At 58.0% G+C, this 19059-nt stretch carries 16 protein-coding genes; 11 read left to right on the top strand and 5 right to left on the bottom strand.

What is annotated here, in order from left to right; translation table 11 throughout:
* Positions 1–20: 20 nt before the first annotated feature.
* Positions 21–215, bottom strand: a complete 195-nt coding sequence (locus tag C1N60_RS13485; RefSeq protein ID WP_021508417.1) for a hypothetical protein — start codon at positions 213–215, stop codon at positions 21–23.
* Positions 216–479: 264 nt separating this feature from the next.
* Here C1N60_RS13485 and mntR point away from each other — a divergent pair, with 264 nt between their 5' ends.
* The 8 genes from mntR to C1N60_RS13445 all read left to right on the top strand — a co-directional run bounded on the left by mntR (position 480) and on the right by C1N60_RS13445 (position 10879).
* Entirely contained in the window at positions 480–938 is a 459-nt protein-coding gene (mntR, locus tag C1N60_RS13480) for a manganese-binding transcriptional regulator MntR (RefSeq protein WP_021508415.1), read from the top strand.
* 21 nt (positions 939–959) lie between these two features.
* Complete coding sequence (locus tag C1N60_RS13475; protein WP_058769512.1) at positions 960–2069, top strand: SLC13 family permease; 1110 nt, start codon at positions 960–962, stop codon at positions 2067–2069.
* A 182-nt stretch (positions 2070–2251) separates the two neighbouring features.
* The gene (locus tag C1N60_RS13470; protein WP_021508413.1) at positions 2252–3379 is read left to right on the top strand and encodes an HlyD family secretion protein; all 1128 of its coding nucleotides are present in this window, start codon (positions 2252–2254) and stop codon (positions 3377–3379) included.
* Entirely contained in the window at positions 3376–4944 is a 1569-nt protein-coding gene (locus tag C1N60_RS13465; protein ID WP_058775341.1) for a DHA2 family efflux MFS transporter permease subunit, read from the top strand. The genes C1N60_RS13470 and C1N60_RS13465 overlap by 4 nt, the downstream gene beginning before the upstream one ends.
* Position 4945: 1 nt before the next feature.
* On the top strand, positions 4946–6475 hold the full coding sequence (locus C1N60_RS13460; protein ID WP_021508411.1) for an efflux transporter outer membrane subunit: 1530 nt from the start codon (positions 4946–4948) through the stop codon (positions 6473–6475).
* 243 nt (positions 6476–6718) lie between these two features.
* Positions 6719–8197 carry a sugar porter family MFS transporter gene (locus C1N60_RS13455; protein ID WP_394520969.1) on the top strand — a complete coding sequence of 493 codons (1479 nt, stop codon included), beginning with the start codon at positions 6719–6721 and terminating at the stop codon, positions 8195–8197.
* Between the two features lie 429 nt (positions 8198–8626).
* The gene (locus C1N60_RS13450) at positions 8627–9028 is read left to right on the top strand and encodes an H-NS family histone-like protein (protein WP_021508409.1); all 402 of its coding nucleotides are present in this window, start codon (positions 8627–8629) and stop codon (positions 9026–9028) included.
* 258 nt (positions 9029–9286) lie between these two features.
* Positions 9287–10879 (top strand): ABC-F family ATPase, encoded by a 1593-nt coding sequence (locus tag C1N60_RS13445; RefSeq protein ID WP_031279866.1) that lies wholly within the window; start codon positions 9287–9289, stop codon positions 10877–10879.
* 100 nt (positions 10880–10979) lie between these two features.
* On the opposite strand, the gene moeB is transcribed toward C1N60_RS13445, so the two are convergent.
* The 4 genes from moeB to C1N60_RS13425 form a co-directional block, all read right to left on the bottom strand.
* Positions 10980–11741, bottom strand: a complete 762-nt coding sequence (moeB, locus tag C1N60_RS13440) for a molybdopterin-synthase adenylyltransferase MoeB (RefSeq protein ID WP_159378328.1) — start codon at positions 11739–11741, stop codon at positions 10980–10982.
* Positions 11741–12976: a molybdopterin molybdotransferase MoeA gene (gene moeA / locus C1N60_RS13435; RefSeq protein WP_394520968.1), complete on the bottom strand. Its 1236-nt coding sequence runs from the start codon at positions 12974–12976 to the stop codon at positions 11741–11743. Before moeA ends, moeB begins: the two co-directional genes overlap by 1 nt.
* A gap of 169 nt (positions 12977–13145) precedes the next feature.
* Complete coding sequence (locus tag C1N60_RS13430) at positions 13146–13451, bottom strand: contact-dependent growth inhibition system immunity protein (RefSeq protein ID WP_021508405.1); 306 nt, start codon at positions 13449–13451, stop codon at positions 13146–13148.
* Positions 13451–14284: an RNase A-like domain-containing protein gene (locus C1N60_RS13425; protein WP_059009008.1), complete on the bottom strand. Its 834-nt coding sequence runs from the start codon at positions 14282–14284 to the stop codon at positions 13451–13453. The genes C1N60_RS13430 and C1N60_RS13425 overlap by 1 nt, the downstream gene beginning before the upstream one ends.
* Positions 14285–14604: 320 nt before the next feature.
* Between C1N60_RS13425 and C1N60_RS13420 the strand changes: the two genes are divergently transcribed.
* The 3 genes from C1N60_RS13420 (at position 14605) to gsiB (ending at position 19030) form a co-directional block, all read left to right on the top strand.
* Complete coding sequence (locus tag C1N60_RS13420) at positions 14605–15564, top strand: isoaspartyl peptidase/L-asparaginase family protein (RefSeq protein WP_058769516.1); 960 nt, start codon at positions 14605–14607, stop codon at positions 15562–15564.
* A 9-nt stretch (positions 15565–15573) separates the two neighbouring features.
* Positions 15574–17430 (top strand): glutathione ABC transporter ATP-binding protein GsiA, encoded by a 1857-nt coding sequence (gsiA, locus tag C1N60_RS13415; protein WP_104092748.1) that lies wholly within the window; start codon positions 15574–15576, stop codon positions 17428–17430.
* A 64-nt stretch (positions 17431–17494) separates the two neighbouring features.
* Positions 17495–19030, top strand: coding sequence for a glutathione ABC transporter substrate-binding protein GsiB (gene gsiB, locus C1N60_RS13410; RefSeq protein WP_058780830.1), 1536 nt, complete (start codon positions 17495–17497; stop codon positions 19028–19030).
* Positions 19031–19059: the final 29 nt, after the last annotated feature.

Raw genomic sequence — 19059 nt, 5'->3', positions numbered from 1 at the left:
CTGTGAAGCCCTGAGGAAACTCAGCCGCGCCAGATCAGATTCGGGCAGGGCTGCGCGGCGATTTTTTTGCCGGTCAGTTTCTCAAGCAGCATCAGGCGCAGGGCAAAAGGCGAGCGGCTAAACAGACACAACAGCGACTTCAGCTCAAAAGCCGGTTTGCTTTGTACGGTCTGGAAGCATTTGCCGCAGTCGAGGCAGCTTTTCATCGTGCTCATCTTTACCTCCTGGAAAACGGGTAACTCAACAGTAAGCACAGCCCTGCAATAAACAGCAGGAAAAGGAGCAGCAACAGCCAGGGTTCGTTCATCGTTGCCTCCTTTGTAGGCTATTCGCTTACAACATGTACAAAGATAGCACTGGCTATACTCTTTAGCCAACACTATTCAGGAAAAATTTGTGCTTATTTGTGCCTGGTTTACAATGAGCGCAGCCAGCCCGCACCGCAGGTAAAGTGCGGCAGATAATAAAGAGGAAGCTGAATGAGTCGTCGTGCGAAAAGCGCCACCCACATGCCCCAGGGGCCGCTGAAAGATATTGAGGAGCATGTCGAAGGATTTCGCCAGGTACGCGAAGCGCATCGCCGTGAGCTGATTGATGATTACGTTGAGTTAATCTCTGATTTAATTCGTGAATTTGGCGAGGCGCGCCAGGTTGACATGGCGGCACGCCTGGGCGTTTCGCAGCCGACCGTGGCCAAAATGCTAAAGCGTCTCAGTACCACCGGTCTGGTTGAGCAGGTGCCGTATCGCGGCGTGTTCCTCACCCCGGAAGGCGAGAAGCTGGCTGAAGCCAGCCGCGTGCGCCATCACATCGTTGAAACCTTTCTGCTGGCGCTGGGCGTCAGTCCGGAAACCGCCCGCCGGGATTCCGAAGGGCTTGAGCATCACGTCAGTGATGAAACCCTCGCCGTGTTCCAGAAATTTTACGAGAATCGCTAACCTACAAGGCCTTCTGCCATCATGCCCATCGTGCTTCGTTCCTTAATGCGTGACCGCGTTTTGCATTTACTGTTGCTGTTGGGCGTGATTTTGTTGCCGCTGGCGGATTACCGCTGGCCGCAGCTGCCCGCCGCCGTTGACTGGCACACCATCATGACGCTCACCGGTTTGCTGATGCTGACAAAAGGGCTGGAAAACAGCGGCTATTTTGATGTGCTCGGTGCGCGGCTGGCGCAGGGCTTCCAGCACGAACGTACGCTGGCGCTGTTTATGGTGTGTGCGGCGGCGCTGCTCTCGACCTTCCTGACCAATGATGTGGCGCTGTTTATCCTGGTGCCGCTCACGCTGACGCTGCGCAAGTTCTCGCGCCTGCCTATCTCACGGCTGATCATCTTTGAAGCGCTGGCGGTCAACGCCGGCTCGTTGCTGACGCCGGTCGGCAACCCGCAAAATATCCTGCTTTGGAGCCACGGCACGCTCAGCGTGGCCGGTTTTATCGGTCAGATGGCGCCGCTGGCGGCGATGCTGATGCTGACACTGGTGGTGCTGACGTGGTTTAGCTTCCCGGCGCGCAGCATTGAGAAGCATGATGCACCGGGCAATCAGCAGTGGCAGAAACCGCTGTTTATCGTCAGCGTCCTGCTGTACGTGGTGTTTATCGTCGCGCTGGAGCTGAAACTCACCGGCTGGGCGCTGCTGCTGGTGGCGGGCTGTTTTCTGCTGATGGCGCGTCAGGTGCTGGCGACCATCGACTGGAGCCTGCTGCTGGTGTTCGTGGCGATGTTCATTGATGTCTTTTTACTGATGCACCTGCCGATTCTGCAGCCGCATTTTGCCGCCATCGGTCAGCTGGGCGAGGGGGGGATCTATCTGCTGGCGATTGGCCTGTCACAGGTGATCAGCAACGTGCCGGCCACCATTCTGCTGTTACAAAAAGTCCCGCCTTCCGAAGTGCTGGCCTGGGCGGTGAATATCGGCGGCTTTGGCCTGCTGCCGGGATCACTGGCCAACCTGATTGCGCTGCGCATGGCACAGGACGCCAAAGTGTGGTGGCGTTTCCATCTGTTTTCCCTGCCGATGCTTGCCTGGTCGATGCTGTGCGGCTGGCTGTTGTTACAGCTGCTGCGTTAACCCTGACCAACCTGTCCGCCTTTGCAAGACGCGCTGATTTATCAGCGCGTTAAGTGATGTGGCAGAAAATGCGTCGGATGTTAGCTTATGTAAAGTTACACTGGCATTTGTCAATTTCCCATCTAAGGTTAAGTTGACCGTTTCGCCCGGGGATCGGGATTACCAGCCAGTGATGACAAATTATGAGTGAAAACCACAATCCGCCATCCGCCGATGAGCAAAAAGACAACAACACGTCAGATTCCAGTCAGGATAACGAGCAATCACCCCGTAAACGCCCCGGCAAAAAGCCGCTGATCATTCTGGCGATTGTGGTGGTGATTATGCTGCTGGTGGGATTCTGGTTCTGGTTTAGCACGCGCAACATTGAAACCACCGACGATGCGTTCACCGAAGGCGATGCCGTGACCATCGCGCCCAAAGCGTCGGGCTACGTGGTGCAGCTGCTGGTAAAAGATAACCAGCGGGTGAAGAAGGGCGATCTGCTGGTGCTGATCGATCCGCGTGACAACGCCGCACAGCGCGATCAGGCCAAAGCACAGCTTGGTCTGGCACAGGCGCAGCTGCATCAGGCGCAGGCGCAGCTGGCGCTGGCACGGGTGCAATATCCGGCGCAGCGCGATCAGGCGCTGGCCGACCAGGCGCGGGCGCAGGCCAATTTACTCAATGCGCAGGCGGATTACCGTCGTCAGCGCGGTGTTGACCCGCGCGCAACCTCGCAGCGCAATATCGATACCGCCGCTGCGCAGTTACGCTCGGCTGAAGCGCAGCTGCAAAGCGCCAAAGCGCAGGTCGAAGTGGCCTCGCAGGTGCAGTTGCAGATTCGCCAGCAGGAAACCAATGTTGAAGCGCGGCAGCAGCAGGTCGAGCAAGCCCGGGCTCAGCTCAACACCGCCGAGCTTAACCTCTCTTACACCGAAGTACGGGCGCCGTATGACGGTTTCGTCACCAAACGCAACGTGCAGCCCGGTACGCTGGTACAGGCCGGCAGCGCGCTGTTTTCGCTGGTATCGCCGGATATCTGGATCACCGCCAACTTCAAAGAGTCGCAGCTGGCACGCATGAATCCGGGCGATAAAGTGGAGATTGGCGTTGATGCCTGGCCGGACATGAAGCTGGAAGGGCACGTCGACAGCGTGCAGATGGGCTCCGGCTCGCGCTTCTCTACCTTCCCGGCCGAGAACGCCACCGGTAACTACGTGAAGATTGTGCAACGCGTGCCGGTGAAAATTGTGATTGATAAAGGACTCGACCCGAATCATCCATTACCGCTTGGCCTGTCGGTTGAACCGAAGGTGACGGTGGAATGAGTGCGAGCGAAAGCTGGCGTCCGGCCAGCAATCCCTGGCTGGTTGCCATCACGGTAACGCTGGCGGTGTTCATGGAAATTCTGGACACCACCATCGTTAACGTCGCGCTGCCGCACATCGCCGGGTCGCTGTCATCCAGCTACGATGAATCCACCTGGGTACTAACCTCCTATCTGGTCGCCAACGGCATTGTGCTGCCGATCTCGGCCTTTTTCAGCCGCCTGTTTGGGCGCAAGCAGTTCTTCCTGATCTGCATCGTGATGTTTACCATCTGCTCCTTCCTGTGCGGCATTGCCACCGAGCTGTGGCAAATCATTCTTTTCCGCGTATTGCAGGGCTTCTTCGGCGGCGGGCTGCAACCGGTGCAGCAGTCGGTGCTGCTGGATTACTTCAAGCCGGAAGATCGCGGCAAGGCTTTTGGCCTGTCATCGATTGCCATTATTGTTGCGCCAGTAATTGGCCCGACGCTCGGTGGCTGGATCACCGACAACTACAGCTGGCGCTGGGTGTTCTTTATCAATATTCCGGTGGGGATTCTCACGGTGCTGGCGATCTATCAGCTGCTGGAAGATCCGCCGTGGGAGCGCAAGTGGGAGAAGGGCCGGCTGAAAATCGACTATATCGGCATCAGCCTGATTACTCTGGGTCTCGGCTGTTTACAGGTGTTTCTCGATCGCGGTGAAGACGAAGACTGGTTCGCCTCACACTTCATTCGCCTGTTTGCCATGCTGGCGGCCGTCGGCATCGTCGGTGCGGTTTACTGGCTGCTGTATGCGCGCAAGCCGGTGGTGGATATCACGGTGATGAAGGATCGCAACTTCTGGGTGGCCGGTCTGCTGATGGCGGGCATGGCGATGATTCTTTATGGCAGCTCGGTGGTGTTACCGCAGCTGGCGCAGCAGGATCTTGGTTATACCGCCACCTGGTCCGGGCTGGTGCTGTCGCCCGGCGCGGTCCTGATCGTGCTCACCATCCCGCTGGTGCTGAAGCTGATGCCAATTGTGCAGACGCGCTACATCATCGCCTTTGGCTTTACCTGTCTGGCGCTGGCCTTCTTCTATTCCAGCACCCTGACGCCCAACGTGGATTTCACCACGCTGGTGCTGATGCGCAGCGCGCAGTCGATTGGCCTCGGCTTCCTGTTTGTGCCGCTCACCACCATTGCCTTTATCACCGTGCCGCAGCGCCTGAATGCGGATGCCTCCGCGCTGTTCACCATGTTTCGTAACGTGGCCGGTTCGATCGGCATCTCGCTGGCCACTGCCGGCATCACCGAACGTGAACAGGTGCGATCGGCCCACATGGTGCACAACATGTCGCCGCTCAATGAGCAATTTAACCTCACGCTGCAGCACTGGGCGCAGGCGATTCGTGACTTTACCAGTGCGGTGGGCGATCCGCTGACGCTGGCCAGCGGTCAGCTCTATCAGGAGATGATTGCCCAGGCGCGTATTCTGGCTTACATCGACGTGTTCATGGGCCTGAGCATTGTCGCTGTGCTATTGATTCCTTTTTGTTGGTTGCTTTCGCCGATCAAGAGCGAAGGCAGTGCAGGAGCACATTAACATGATCACCTCTTCGCGCGTTACGCCGTCGCTGACGCTGCTGGCGCTGTCCATGCTGCTGGCGGGTTGTGCCGTCGGGCCCGATTATCAGCCGCCGCAGGCGCACACGCCCGGTAGCTACCGTGATTTGCCCTCTCAGGAAGCTTCAAAACCGCTGGCGTCCGCGACCAATCCTTCGTGGTGGAAAAGCTTTAACGACCCGCAGCTCGATAGCCTGATTGAGCGCGCCATCGCTGGCAACCTGACGCTGCAACAGTCGGTGCTGCGCATCGCCGGTGCGCGCGAACAGCTGGCGCAGGCACGTGGCGGGCTGTTCCCGTCGCTTAACGGCTCCGCCAAAGTGACGCGTCAGCAGCTCGGCCTGAAAGGCATGCTGAAATCCAACGGGGTGTACGATCAGGTGGATGATGACGTGGCAGATCAGCTCAACGGTCTGACCCATTCGGTCACGCTGTATCAGGGCAGCTTTGACGCCAGCTGGGAACTGGATTTATGGGGCAAGGTAAGACGCCAGATGGAGATGGCGGACGCGCAGCAGCAGGCGGCGATTGAGCAGCGTAACGATGCGCTGGTGTCGCTGGAAGCCGAGGTCGCGCGCGCGTATCTGCAGCTGCGCGGCGCGCAGGCGGTGCTGGCGACGCTGCAACAGCAAATCAACGTGGCGCAGCAAACCTGGGAGCTGACGCAGAGCCAGCAGCGTAACGGTCTGGCGCCGCTCACCGACGTTGAGAATGCCCGTGCGCAGCTGGCCTCCCTTAACGCGCAGCTGCCACAGTATCAGGCCCAGGAACGTCAGGCGATGAACGGGCTGGCAGTGCTGCTGGGCAAAACGCCGGGCGCGCTGGATAACGAACTGATGAGCAGCAAAGCGCTGCCGGCGTTGCCGAAGCTGGTGGCGGTGGGCATTCCCTCGACGCTGGCGCGTCGTCGTCCGGATATCCGCCAGGCTGAAGCGAATCTGCATGCGCAGACCGCCAATATCGGCGTATCAGTCGCGAACCTGTTCCCCAGCCTGTCGCTCACCGGGCAGCTGGGCGTGCGTAACACCGATGCCAGCTACCTTGACGACTGGAGCAGCCACTTCTTCAGCGTCGGCCCGGCGCTGTCGATCCCGATTTTTCAGGGCGGACGTCTGGTTTCCAGCGTGAAACTGGCGCGCGCGCAGCAGGCGAGCGCGGCGCTCGATTATCGCCAGACGGTATTGACGGCGCTGCAGGATGTGGAAAATGCGCTGGTCAGCTACCGCGCCGATCAGCAACAGGTTACTGCGCTGGATGAGACCACTGGCGCACTGCAGCGCGCCTTTGACCTCGCCAGTGACAGTTACAAACAGGGCATCTCTACCTTCCTTGAGGTGCTGGATGCTCAGCGTCAGCTGGCACAGTCGCAGGCGCAATCCACCCAGGCGCGCATGCAAAGCGCGCTGGACCTGGTAGCGCTGTATAAAGCGCTGGGTGGCGGCTGGGAGCCGTATCAGCAGGTGACGCTGCCGGACTATGACGTTTTTGGTCCGGCCACCGCAGTCAATTAATCTGACATCGCTGACCGCATCCACGGCGTGCGGTCAGCGCCTTCCGTGAAATAAATATTCTCCCTTCTGTTTGTTGTGCAAAATTTGCACTGCCTTCTCTGCGCCCTGAATCAGGTTGTGTGATCGTTATCTCAATTAAAGGCAAAGAGAATGACCCGTGGCGCAAAATTTAAATTTCATATTTATTCATTGTGGTGGAAATAATCTATTTTAAGGCTTCTTATCTCAGGAAAGGAGTTGGTTATGTCCCGCGAAACCTGGATGACGCCTAATCCGGCATCAGGGCCAAACAGCAGCACGCGCACCGAGCCTTTTGTGAAAGTCATTGCGCTGATTGCCACCCTCGGTGGTTTGCTGTTTGGCTACGACACCGGCGTGATCTCCGGCGCACTGTTATTCATGGGCGACGATCTGCATCTCACCCCATTTACCACCGGGCTGGTGACCAGCAGTCTGCTGTTTGGCGCGGCGTTTGGCGCACTGGCTTCCGGTCACTTTGCCGCCGCGGTCGGGCGGAGAAAAATTATTCTGGTACTGGCGATTATTTTTGCACTCGGCGCGCTGGGTACAGCACTGGCACCCGATGTCAGCTGGATGATTTTCTTCCGCCTGGTCCTTGGCGTGGCCGTGGGTGGTGCGTCCGCCACCGTACCGGTGTATATCGCCGAAATGGCACCAGCCAACAAACGGGGTCAGCTGGTGACCATGCAGGAGCTGATGATCGTTTCCGGCCAGATGCTGGCCTATATGTCGAACGCCGGCTTCAACGCGGCCTGGGGGGGCGACACGACCTGGCGCTGGATGCTGGCGGTCGCCACGCTACCGGCGGTGCTGCTGTGGTTCGGGATGATGTTTATGCCGGACACGCCGCGCTGGTATGCCATGAAAGGCCGTCTCGCTGAGGCGCGCAAGGTGCTGGAACGCACCCGCGCGCGCGAAGACGTTGAGTGGGAGATGATGGAGATCGAAGAGACGCTGTCGGACGAGCAACAGCAGCGTCCGCGTCTGCGGGAACTGCGCCAGCCGTGGCTGATCAAACTGTTCCTGATCGGTATCGGTATTGCCGCCATCCAGCAGCTGACCGGCGTGAATACCATCATGTACTACGCGCCGACCATGCTGAAAGCGGTGGGGATGAGCAATGACGCTGCGCTGTTTGCCACCATTGCCAATGGCGCGGTATCGGTATTAATGACCTTTGTGGGGATCTGGCTGCTGGGGCGCATCGGTCGCCGCACCATGACGATGATAGGTCAGTTTGGTTGTACCGCCTGTCTGGTGTTTATTGGCACCGTCAGTTACCTGATGCCGGAAACAGTTAACGGTCAGCCGGATATCTTGCGCAGTTATATGGTGCTGCTGGGTATGCTGATGTTTCTGAGTTTCCAGCAGGGCGCGTTATCGCCGGTGACCTGGCTGCTGCTGTCAGAAATTTTCCCCACACGGTTACGCGGTATTTTTATGGGCGGCGCGGTATTTGCGTTGTGGATCGCCAATTTTCTTATTTCTCTGCTGTTCCCGGTTCTGCTGGCGTCGGTTGGCTTATCCGGCGCGTTCTTTATTTTCGCGCTGATTGGCATAGGCGGCGCGATTTTTGTTATTCGCTGGGTACCGGAAACACGCCATCGTTCGCTGGAGCAGATTGAACATTATTTGCACGACCGGCTGTCTGATGCGCCGGCGCCCCAGGTATTGCGACCGGAAGTGAAGAAAAGCGGATAACCACAGACATACGATTTTTGCATGATGGCCGGTTAACAACCGGCCTTTTTTTATTTATTTAATGGCAAAATGAGATATTGCTCGCATCTGTGACGCCAATGCCATCCGCGTTAAAAAGGGATTTTACTTACACTATTAATGTTTTTTTACCTTTATGCTGACTACTGCCTCAGCGCACAATAAGCGCTAAACGCTTGTTTCCTACGCGTGAATAAGCAATGAAATCGATTCCAGTTCCAGCCGGTGGTACTGAACCGCTGATGTTAATTCACCGTTAATTCACGCCGCACATTGGGTTTAAACGCGCCTGCCAGGAATATGCTAATCCATTCGGATTAATCCGGTCTGCAAAATTAATTTATTTTTTTATTTGAATTGGGTAATCTTGCCACTACAGTTTATTTAACCCCCTTAAGCAAGGACATTGTGATGAGTGACGCATTTAAAGTTCTGAACAACATTCGCACATTACGTGCACAGGCTCGTGAACTGCCACTGAGCGATCTGGAAGAAATTCTGGAAAAATTAACCGTCGTGGTGACTGAGCGCCGCGACGAAGTTGAAGCGGAAGAAGCGCAGAACCGCGAAAAAGAAGAGAAGCTGTCTAAATACCGTGAAATGCTGCTGGCAGACGGTATCGACCCGAACGAATTACTGGGTGCACTGGAAACCGGTAAAAAACGCGCCAAGCGTGCGCCGCGTCCGGCGAAATATTCTTACACCGACGAAAACGGTGAAGAGAAATCATGGACCGGTCAGGGCCGTACCCCAGCTGCGATTAAAAAAGCGCTGGATGCAGGTAAAAGCCTCGACAGCTTCCTGATCAAATAATCTGCACAATCCTTGTAAGCGGGAGCCGGAGGCGTCAGCGTCTCCGGCTTTTTTATTGGCCTCGCTCCGGGCACGGGCGGCGGTTCACTTCCCGCGCCGTGGATAACCTGTCCGGCACGGTCGCAATTATTTTACCTCTGGCAACAAGGTGTTCTCCGCCTTGCCTCTGCGTATCCGGGTGCAGAGGTGGCTCATCCAGGCCGCTTCTGGCATAATGCCCGCTGTTTTTTCCTCCACTGCGTAACAAAGGTCAATGCCGTGTTAGTTTCCAGCAATATCACTATGCAGTTCGGCAGTAAGCCACTGTTTGAGAATATCTCCGTTAAATTTGGCGGCGGTAATCGTTACGGTTTAATCGGTGCGAACGGCAGCGGTAAATCGACCTTCATGAAAATACTGGGCGGCGACCTGGTTCCGACTAACGGAAATGTTTCCCTCGACCCCAATGAGCGCATCGGTAAGCTTCGCCAGGATCAGTTTGCTTTCGAGCAATATAGCGTGCTGGATACCGTGATTATGGGTCACCAGGAATTGTGGGCGGTGAAGCAGGAGCGCGATCGCATATATGCATTGCCGGAAATGAGCGAAGAGGAAGGCTATAAAGTCGCCGACCTTGAGGTCGCCTACGGTGAAATGGACGGTTACAGTGCCGAATCACGCGCCGGAGAATTATTACTCGGCGTGGGCATTCCGGTGGAGCAGCATTACGGTCCGATGAGTGAAATTGCCCCAGGCTGGAAATTGCGTGTGCTGCTGGCGCAGGCATTATTTGCTAACCCGGATATTTTGTTACTCGACGAACCGACCAACAACCTGGATATTGACACCATTCGCTGGCTGGAGCAGGTGCTGAACGAACGTGACAGTACCATGATCATCATTTCGCATGACCGTCACTTCCTGAATATGGTGTGTACGCACATGGCGGATCTGGATTACGGTGAGCTGCGCGTTTATCCCGGCAATTATGACGAATATATGACGGCGGCGACCCAGGCGCGCGAGCGTTTATTAGCGGATAACGCCAAGAAGAAAGCGCAAATTGCCGATCTGCAATCCTTCGTTAGCCGCTTTAGCGCCAACGCCTCAAAATCGCGTCAGGCCACTTCGCGCGCGAAGCAGATTGATAAAATCAAACTGGATGAGGTAAAAGCCTCCAGCCGTCAGAACCCGTATATTCGTTTCGAGCAGGATAAAAAGCTGTTCCGTAATGCGCTGGAAGTGGAAGCGCTGACCAAAGGATTTGATAACGGCCCGCTGTTTAAAAATCTTAACCTGCTGCTGGAAGTGGGTGAGAAACTGGCCATCCTCGGCGCCAACGGTATTGGTAAATCCACGCTGCTGAAAACGCTGGTCGGCGAACTGCAGCCGGATAGCGGCACGGTGAAATGGTCGGAGAATGCGCGCATTGGTTACTACGCGCAGGATCACGCCGAAGATTTTGCTGACGACCTGAGCGTGTTCGACTGGATGAGCCAGTGGAAGCAGGAAGGCGACGACGAGCAGGCGGTGCGCAGTATTCTTGGTCGTCTGCTGTTCAGCCACGACGACATCAAGAAGCCAGCAAAAGTGCTGTCCGGTGGTGAGAAGGGCCGCATGCTGTTTGGCAAGCTGATGATGCAGAAGCCAAACATCCTGGTGATGGACGAACCGACCAACCACCTGGATATGGAGTCGATCGAGTCACTGAACATGGCGCTGGAGATGTACGAAGGCACGCTGATTTTCGTCTCGCACGACCGTGAGTTCGTCAGCTCGCTGGCGACGCGCGTCATCGAGATGAAAGGCGATCGCATCGTTGACTTCACCGGCAACTACGAAGATTACCTGCGCAGCCAGGGCATCGTCTAACGGCGTAGCCGTTTAGCAGCCGCCCTCATCAGCGGCGCAACTTATCGCCTGATAAATTGCGCCGCTCAGCAATACCTGACGCTTATGTCACGCCCTGACGTTATTCCTCACGCTGGCCACACACTTCACACTGCGCATCCTGCGCCACTTTCAGGCTGCGAAACTCGGCGCTCATCGCATCGTACATCAGCAGTCGCGCGCTGGCCGGCTGGCCAAAGGCGCTCAGCACCTTCAGCGTTTCCATCGCCTGCATCGCACCTACCACGCCGACAAGCGGAGCCATTACGCCGGCTTCGACACAGCTCAGCGTCTGCTCGCCGAACAGGCGGCTGATGCAGCGATAGCAGGGCTCGCCGGGCTGCCAGGTAAATACGCTGAGCTGGCCTTCCATACGAATGGCGGCGCCGGAGATCAGCGGCACCCGATGCTGAAAACATCCGCGGTTCACCTGTTCGCGCGTGGTGACATTATCGCTGCAGTCCAGCACCGCATCGTGACGCGCGATCAGTTCGCCGAGCGCGGCTTCATCCAGCTGCGCATCGATCGGCTCCAGCGTGCAGTGTGGATTGAGCGCCGCCAGCTGTTGACGGGCCGAGGCGACTTTTGCCATGCCGATGCGCTCATCGCTATGCAGAATCTGGCGCTGCAGATTACTCAGGCTGACGCGATCGAAATCCAGCAGCGTCAGATGACCGACGCCGGCGGCGGCAAGATAGGGCGCGGCGGCACAGCCCAGTCCGCCCAGGCCAACGATAAGCACCCGTGAGGCTTTTAGCCGTTCCTGGCCGTCGAAATCGAAGCCGCGCAGCACAATCTGCCGGTTGTAGCGCAGCATCTCTTCATCGCTCAGCTCTGTGTGCATTAGCCCTCCAGCAGGCTGTTGAAGGCCTCGACATCAACCCATTCGCCCGGCTCAACGTCACCGCGATCGCGCTCCAGCACAATAAAGCAGTCGGCCAGCGCAAAGGAACTGAACACATGCGAGCCCTGCGCACCGGTGCTGCGCACTTCCAGTACGCCATCATCGCCGCGACTGAGGATGCCGCGCTGAAAATCGAGCCGGCCCGGCGCTTTCTTCAGACGCTGCGTTGCGCGCGCGCGCTGGCGCAGCGGCATGATGCGCGTGGTCTGGCCGGTCAGCGTGGCCAGCAGCGGCTGCACCAGCTGATAGAAAGTCACAGCCGCCGACACCGGATTGCCCGGCAACCCGCAGAACCAGCTGTTGGCCAGACGGCCGAAGGCAAACGGCTTGCCGGGCTTGATCGCCAGCTTCCAGAAGGTAATCGCGCCCAGCTCTTCGAGTATCGCTTTGGTGAAATCCGCCTCGCCAACTGACACACCGCCGGTGCTGATCACCACGTCGGCTTGGCGATCGGCTTCGCTGAAGGCCTGGCGCAGCAACGCGGGATCGTCAGCGATCACGCCGAGGTCGATCACCTCGCAGCCAAGTTTGCGCAGCATCAGCGCCACGGTGAAGCGATTGGTGTCATAAATCTGGCCCTCAGCCAGCGGCTGGCCCACCGCCTGCAATTCGTCACCGGTGGAGAAAATGGCCACGCGCAGCTTACGCAGCACGCTGACCTCCGCAATACCCAGCGACGCCAGCAGCGGCAGCTCCGCGGCACCAAGCCGCACACCGGCATCCAGAACCTGCTTACCGGCCTGAATATCTTCCCCGATGCGGCGAATATTTTGCCCGGCACACACTGGCGCGGTGATAACAATGCCGCCGTCACGCGGTTCGGTTTGCTCCTGCATCACCACGGCGTCGCAGCCGGCCGGGACTGGTGCGCCGGTCATAATGCGAATCACGCTGCCGGCTGGCCACTCGCCATTAAACGGGGTGCCGGCAAACGCTTTGCCCGCTACCGGCAACACGCGGTCAGCGGACAGGTCGCTCAGGCGCAGCGCGTAGCCGTCCATCGCAGAGTTATCGAACGGCGGCACGTCCAGCGGCGAAATCACCGGCTTCGCGGTAATGCGCCCGGCGGCATCGGCCAGCGCGACGCTCAGGCAATCACTAATCGGTTGCAGCTGCTGCAGCATTTTCTGCTGCGCGTCTTCAAGGGAAATCAGTCCGGCGGTAAAAGGTTCCATGTCCATCTCTGTCGGGTTAAAGGCGAATGCTGCCTATTATGGTGGCTGTTGTCGGCTGAGTCACATGCGAGATCAAAGGGAATGGAAATTAGTGCGCGGTGACGAATCCGCCGGCGAACATGATTTGTTCAGACTGAAAGTGAGAGTCATGTTAACAACGGTGCTGACGTTATGATGTGAGTGCGGCAGATACTTTCTTATGCACCAGTGACAGAAACGCGCCCGCAGTGGTATCCCAGTTGGCCGGAACAAACTCTCTTTTATAGCGGTCACGGAAATCAGATTCGACGTCATCGCACTCTGCCAGAAACAGCTCGATGTCTGCCAGCATGGCGTGCAGGTTTCCTTTATGCGCTTCTCTGATATACGCCTCGATTTTGGGCTCGATCTCATCACCCGGTTCAAACAGGTCATAATCCTGCCCAAACCAGATGCCAATAAAATTATCCAGTTCACTGATACTGATACGGTCCATCATAACTCCGGGAAAGCGGTAATGATAAAGTAAGGTTTGCCGTTGTAGGGCTTAAAATCCAGTATGACGCGAACGGCGTAGCAGGTCTCAACCTCTTCACGCCCTTTACTCACGACTATACCAACCGGATGTGAAAAACGCCGACTCAGGCGCATACGGGCTTGCAAGCCTGGAGGGATATTTTTCACCCACATCTGAATTTGATGCTTATTATCTGCCAGCACCTTACTGATCAGTGCTTCCGCCTCGCTCAGAGACTTAAAGCTACTGGCTTCATCGAGACGAGGCCGGTTACGAAGCCTCTCACGCAGCTCATCCGGCGTTTTGCCGATATGTCGCTCAATCGTGTGCCCACCGGGTGCTCGCCCTGAGAGCGACTCATGCTCGGCGATTTTGACCCGCCCGGCACGCACCGCGATAACGCGCTCTGCTCCGGCTGCAAAGGCAAATGCCATCGGAATGGCGATATCTACCGTCAGGCCGACATTCATGGCGGTCTGACGGTCAGCGCCGAGCGATTCTGCGAGTGCCACGGCCGAATTAAACGTGTCGGTAGCGACCTGTCTGCCAGTCCATACCTGGCGCAGGCTGGCCTGAAGCGTGTCGAGACTGTGAGTGCCGACAAAGACGCAGCCAGCTTTGGTCAGCATGGTGGGCTCAGGCACGACGCACAGTGCGCCAGCACCAAAAAGCTCAATCACCCCGCCAGCGAGCCCGAGCCCTCCAAAAATGCGGTTGCTGGTCGTTTCACCCTCGCTGACGCTGCGATCTGAAAGGACGGCTGCCAGCTGCACCGGGGAGAGTGCAATCCTTACCCCTTTTTCATCTTCCACTGAATATTCCTTTTCATGAATGGGCCTTTAACTTACCCGACTTTTAACCGGCACTGAAGCCACACATAAAGCAAGGAAAATAGGTTGTTCACTGCCTTGCCGGTGCCAGACGTAAGCGCGCCAGCCATAATATTAAAGCTGGTGCGTTCTCTCCCTTAATTCACAAAAAAGCATAATCCACATTAAAAGGTTATGACCGCTGATACACTTTCTGCTTTACAAGCAGGGAGGGGCTTTCTATAGTCGAAAATTGCCAAAAAAAGATGAAAACCATTCTAAATCAGTGTTTTTGGCTCTGATTCCTTGACAGGGTAACGGTTATGGCTAAAGCAGTTATCGCAATTCACGGCGGCGCCGGCGCGATTACGCGTGCGGCAATGAGCGCCGAAAAAGAGCAGCACTATCGTCAGCAACTGGCCGCGATTGTCAGCGCCGGCCAGCAGATTCTGGCCAGCGGCGGTAGCGCGCTGGATGCCGTGACCGAAGCGGTGCGGCTGCTGGAAGAGTGCCCGCTGTTCAATGCCGGCAGAGGTGCCGTGTTCACCCATCAGGGCACCCATGAACTGGATGCCAGCCTGATGGATGGCCGTACGCTGGATATCGGCGCCGTCGCTGGCGTCAGCCGTATCCGCAATCCGATTCTTGCCGCGCGTAAAGTGCTGGAAGCCAGTCCGCACGTGCTCTTTATTGGCAGCGGGGCGGAAGCCTTTGCCGCGCAACAGGGGCTGACGCCGGTCGAGCCTGATTTCTTCTCGACGCCAGAACGCTGGGAGCAGCTGCAGCGCGCGCTGGGCAGCGAACAAATGCTGCTGGATCATGATGGCGCGGCGCAGGGGAGCGATCCGCTGGACCCGGATCGCAAATTTGGCACCGTGGGCGCGGTGGCGCTCGATTTGCAGGGTAATCTGGCGGCCGCCACCTCCACCGGCGGCATGACCAACAAGCAGGCGGGCCGCGTCGGCGATTCACCGCTGGCGGGCGCCGGCTGCTATGCCAACAACGCCACCGTGGCGGTCTCCTGTACCGGTACCGGCGAAGTGTTTATTCGTACGCTGGCGGCTTACGATGTCTCAGCGCAGATGGAATATGGCGGTCGTTCGCTGCAACAGGCCACCGCCAGTGTAATTCATGACAAAGTGCAGGAGCTGGAGGGCAGCGGCGGGCTGATTGCCGTTGATGCCCACGGCAACGTGGCGCTGCCGTTTAACAGCGAAGGCATGTACCGCGGATTCGCTTATGTGGGCGGCGAGGTTGAGGTGGCGATTTACCGCGACAGCTAAGGAGCAGGCATGACGGATCTACAGCAGCAGTTTGCGCCGCAGCAGGTGCTGGCGGTACGCGATCTCTGCGTGCGCTTTGAGCATGAAGGGCGCGTGACGGACGCCGTGCGGCAGCTTTCACTCGATCTGCACCGCGGAGAAACGCTGGCGCTGGTGGGCGAATCGGGCTCGGGCAAATCGGTGACGTCGCTGGCGCTGATGCGCCTGATTGCGCAGGCCGGCGGCGCGGTCAGCGGTGAAATCCTGCTGCGGCGGCGTAACGGCGAGGTGCTGGATGTGATGCGGGCGTCCGCCAGCCAGATGCGCCGGGTGCGCGGTGCGGACATGGCGATGATCTTTCAGGAGCCGATGACGTCGCTCAACCCGGTGTTCACCGTCGGTGAACAGATCGCCGAATCCATTCGTTTGCATCAGGGGAAAAGTCACCAGCAGGCGCAGGCCGAAGCGCGACGCATGCTGGATCTGGTGCGCATTCCGGAAGCGCACAATGTGCTGTCGCGCTATCCGCATCAGCTCTCCGGCGGTATGCGCCAGCGCGTGATGATCGCCATGGCGCTGTCGTGCAAGCCAGCGCTGCTGATTGCCGATGAGCCGACCACCGCGCTGGACGTCACCATCCAGGCGCAGATTCTGCAGCTGATTCGCGTGCTGCAAAAAGAGATGCAGATGGGCGTCATCTTTATTACCCATGATATGGGCGTGGTGGCGGAGATGGCCGATCGCGTGCAGGTGATGTATCGCGGCGATGTGGTTGAGCGCGCGCCGGTGCAGCAGTTGTTCGACGCGCCGCAGCAGCCGTATACCCGCGCGCTGCTGGCGGCCGTGCCAAAGCTCGGGGCGATGAGCGGCCAGCCGCTGCCGGCGAAGTTTCCGCTGCTGCATACCAACGGCCGCGAAGAGGCCAGCACGCCGCAGGATACCGTGCGTCACGACCGTCCGCCGATTTTACAGGTGCGCGATCTGGTTACGCGCTTTGATATTCGCGGCGGGCTGCTCAATCGGGTTAAGCGTCGCGTCCACGCGGTGGAAAAAGTCAGTTTCGATCTTTATGCAGGCGAAACCCTCGCGCTGGTGGGCGAGTCCGGCTGCGGCAAATCCACCACCGGACGCTCGCTGCTGCGGCTGGTCGCCAGCCAGGGCGGCAGCATCACCTTTGACGGCCAGCGCATTGATGCGCTGCAGGGCAGGGCGCTGGCCACGCTGCGCCGCGACATTCAGTTTATCTTTCAGGATCCGTATGCGTCGCTCGATCCGCGCCTTACCGTCGGCTTTTCAATTATGGAGCCGCTGCTGGTGCATCGCAGCATGGGGCGCGCGCAGGCAGAGAAACGCGTCGCCTGGCTGCTGGAACGCGTCGGTCTGCTGCCCGAACACGCGCAGCGCTACCCGCACGAGTTTTCTGGCGGTCAGCGCCAGCGTATCTGCATCGCACGCGCGCTGGCGCTCAATCCTAAAGTGGTGATCGCCGACGAGTCCGTCTCCGCGCTGGATGTGTCGATTCAGGCGCAGATCATCAATCTGATGCTGGATTTACAGCGTGAATTTGGCATCGCCTTCCTGTTTATTTCGCACGACATGGCGGTGGTGGAGCGCATCAGCCATCGCGTTGCGGTGATGTATCTCGGACAGATTGTGGAGATGGGGCCGCGTCAGGCGGTATTCGAACAGCCGCGCCATCCTTATACCAAAAAACTGATGGCCGCGGTGCCGGTGGCCGATCCGGCGCATCGGCACCGCGAGCGGGCGCTGATGGTCGATGAGATTCCCAGCCCGATTCGCCCGCTGGGTGATGAGCCGGAAGTGGCACCGTTACTGGAAGTGGCGCCGGGCCATTTTGTCGCCCGCCATGCCATTAGCGGCGCCTGAGCAGCAACCAACCGCGCCCTCTGTGCAGGGCGCGCAAGACAGGGACTACAGGAGAACGATAACGATGCACCATATCATGCGAAAAGGGGTTATCACTGCCGGGTTGTTGAGTTCGGCGCTGGCGCTGCCCGCCTGGGCGGCCAAAGATGCGGTGATTGCCGTGGCGTCGACCTTCACCACGCTGGATCCGTACGACGCCAACGACACGCTGTCGCAGGCGGTGGCCAAGTCTTTCTATCAGGGCCTGTTCGGCTTCGATAAAGACATGAAGCTGGTCAACGTACTGGCCGAAAGCTATCAGGCCAGCAGCGATGGGCTGACTTACACCATCAAACTGCGTCCGGGTGTGAAATTCCAGGATGGCACGGATTTCAATGCCGAAGCGGTGAAGGTCAACCTCGACCGCGCCAGCAATCCGGACAACCATCTCAAGCGCTATAACCTGTTTAAATATATCGCCACCACCGAAGTGGTCGATCCGTCCACGGTGAAAATTACCCTGAAGCAGCCGTTCTCAGCGTTTATCAACAATCTGGCGCACCCGGCTGCGGTGATGATCTCACCAACTGCGCTGAAAAAATATGGCAAGGACATCGGTTTCCATCCGGTAGGCACCGGACCTTATACCTTTGACACCTGGAACCAGACCGATTTTGTCAAAGTGAAAAAGTGGTCGGGCTACTGGAAACCAGGCTATCCGAAACTCGACAGCATTACCTGGCGTCCGGTGGTGGATAACAACACCCGCGCGGCGATGCTGCAAACCGGCGAGGCCAGCTTTGCTTTCCCGGTGCCGTTAGAGCAGGCCAAACTGCTGCAGGGCAATAGCAAGCTGGATGTGGTAACCACACCGTCGATCATGCAGCGTTACATTAGCCTCAACGTGACGCAAAAGCCGTTCGATAACCCGAAAGTGCGCGAAGCGCTGGAGTACGCCATCAACCGCCAGGCGCTGGCCAAAGTGGCCTTTGCCGGTTACGCCACGCCAGCCACCGGCATCGTGCCGCCGCGCATTGATTTTGCCCAGAGCTATCCGGCCATCAAATACGATCCGGCCAAAGCGCGTGAGTTGCTGAAGGAAGCGGGCCACCCGAATGGTTTCGAAACCACGCTGTGGTCATCGCATAACCACAGCACCGCGCAGAAAGTGCTGCAGTTTACCCAGCAGCAGCTGGCGCAGGTGGGTGTGAAGGTGAAAGTCACGGCGATGGATGCCGGCCAGCGCGCGGCGGAAGTGGAGAGTAAAGGGCAGAAAGAGAGCGGGGTGCGCATGTTCTACACCGGCTGGTCAGCCTCCACCGGCGAAGCCGACTGGGCGCTGACGCCGCTGTTCGCTACCAGCTCGTGGCCACCGGCGATCTTCAACACCGCGTTCTACAGCAACCCGCAGGTGGATAAAGACCTGGCGGATGCGCTGAAGACCACCGATCGCGACCAGAAAGCCAGACTGTATAAAGACGCGCAGGACCGCATCTGGAACGATCACCCGTGGATTCCGCTGGTGGTGGAGCAGCTGCTGTCTGCGAACAATAAAAACCTGACCGGTTTTTACGTCATGCCCGATACCTCATTCAATTTTGATGAGGCGGATCTGAAGTAACAGACGCGGCCAGCCTTACGGGGCTGGCC

The organism is Pantoea sp. SGAir0184 (assembly GCF_043544755.1).
The sequence above is the reverse complement of the archived record's forward strand: the minus strand, read 5'-3'. Positions and strand labels throughout refer to the sequence as shown.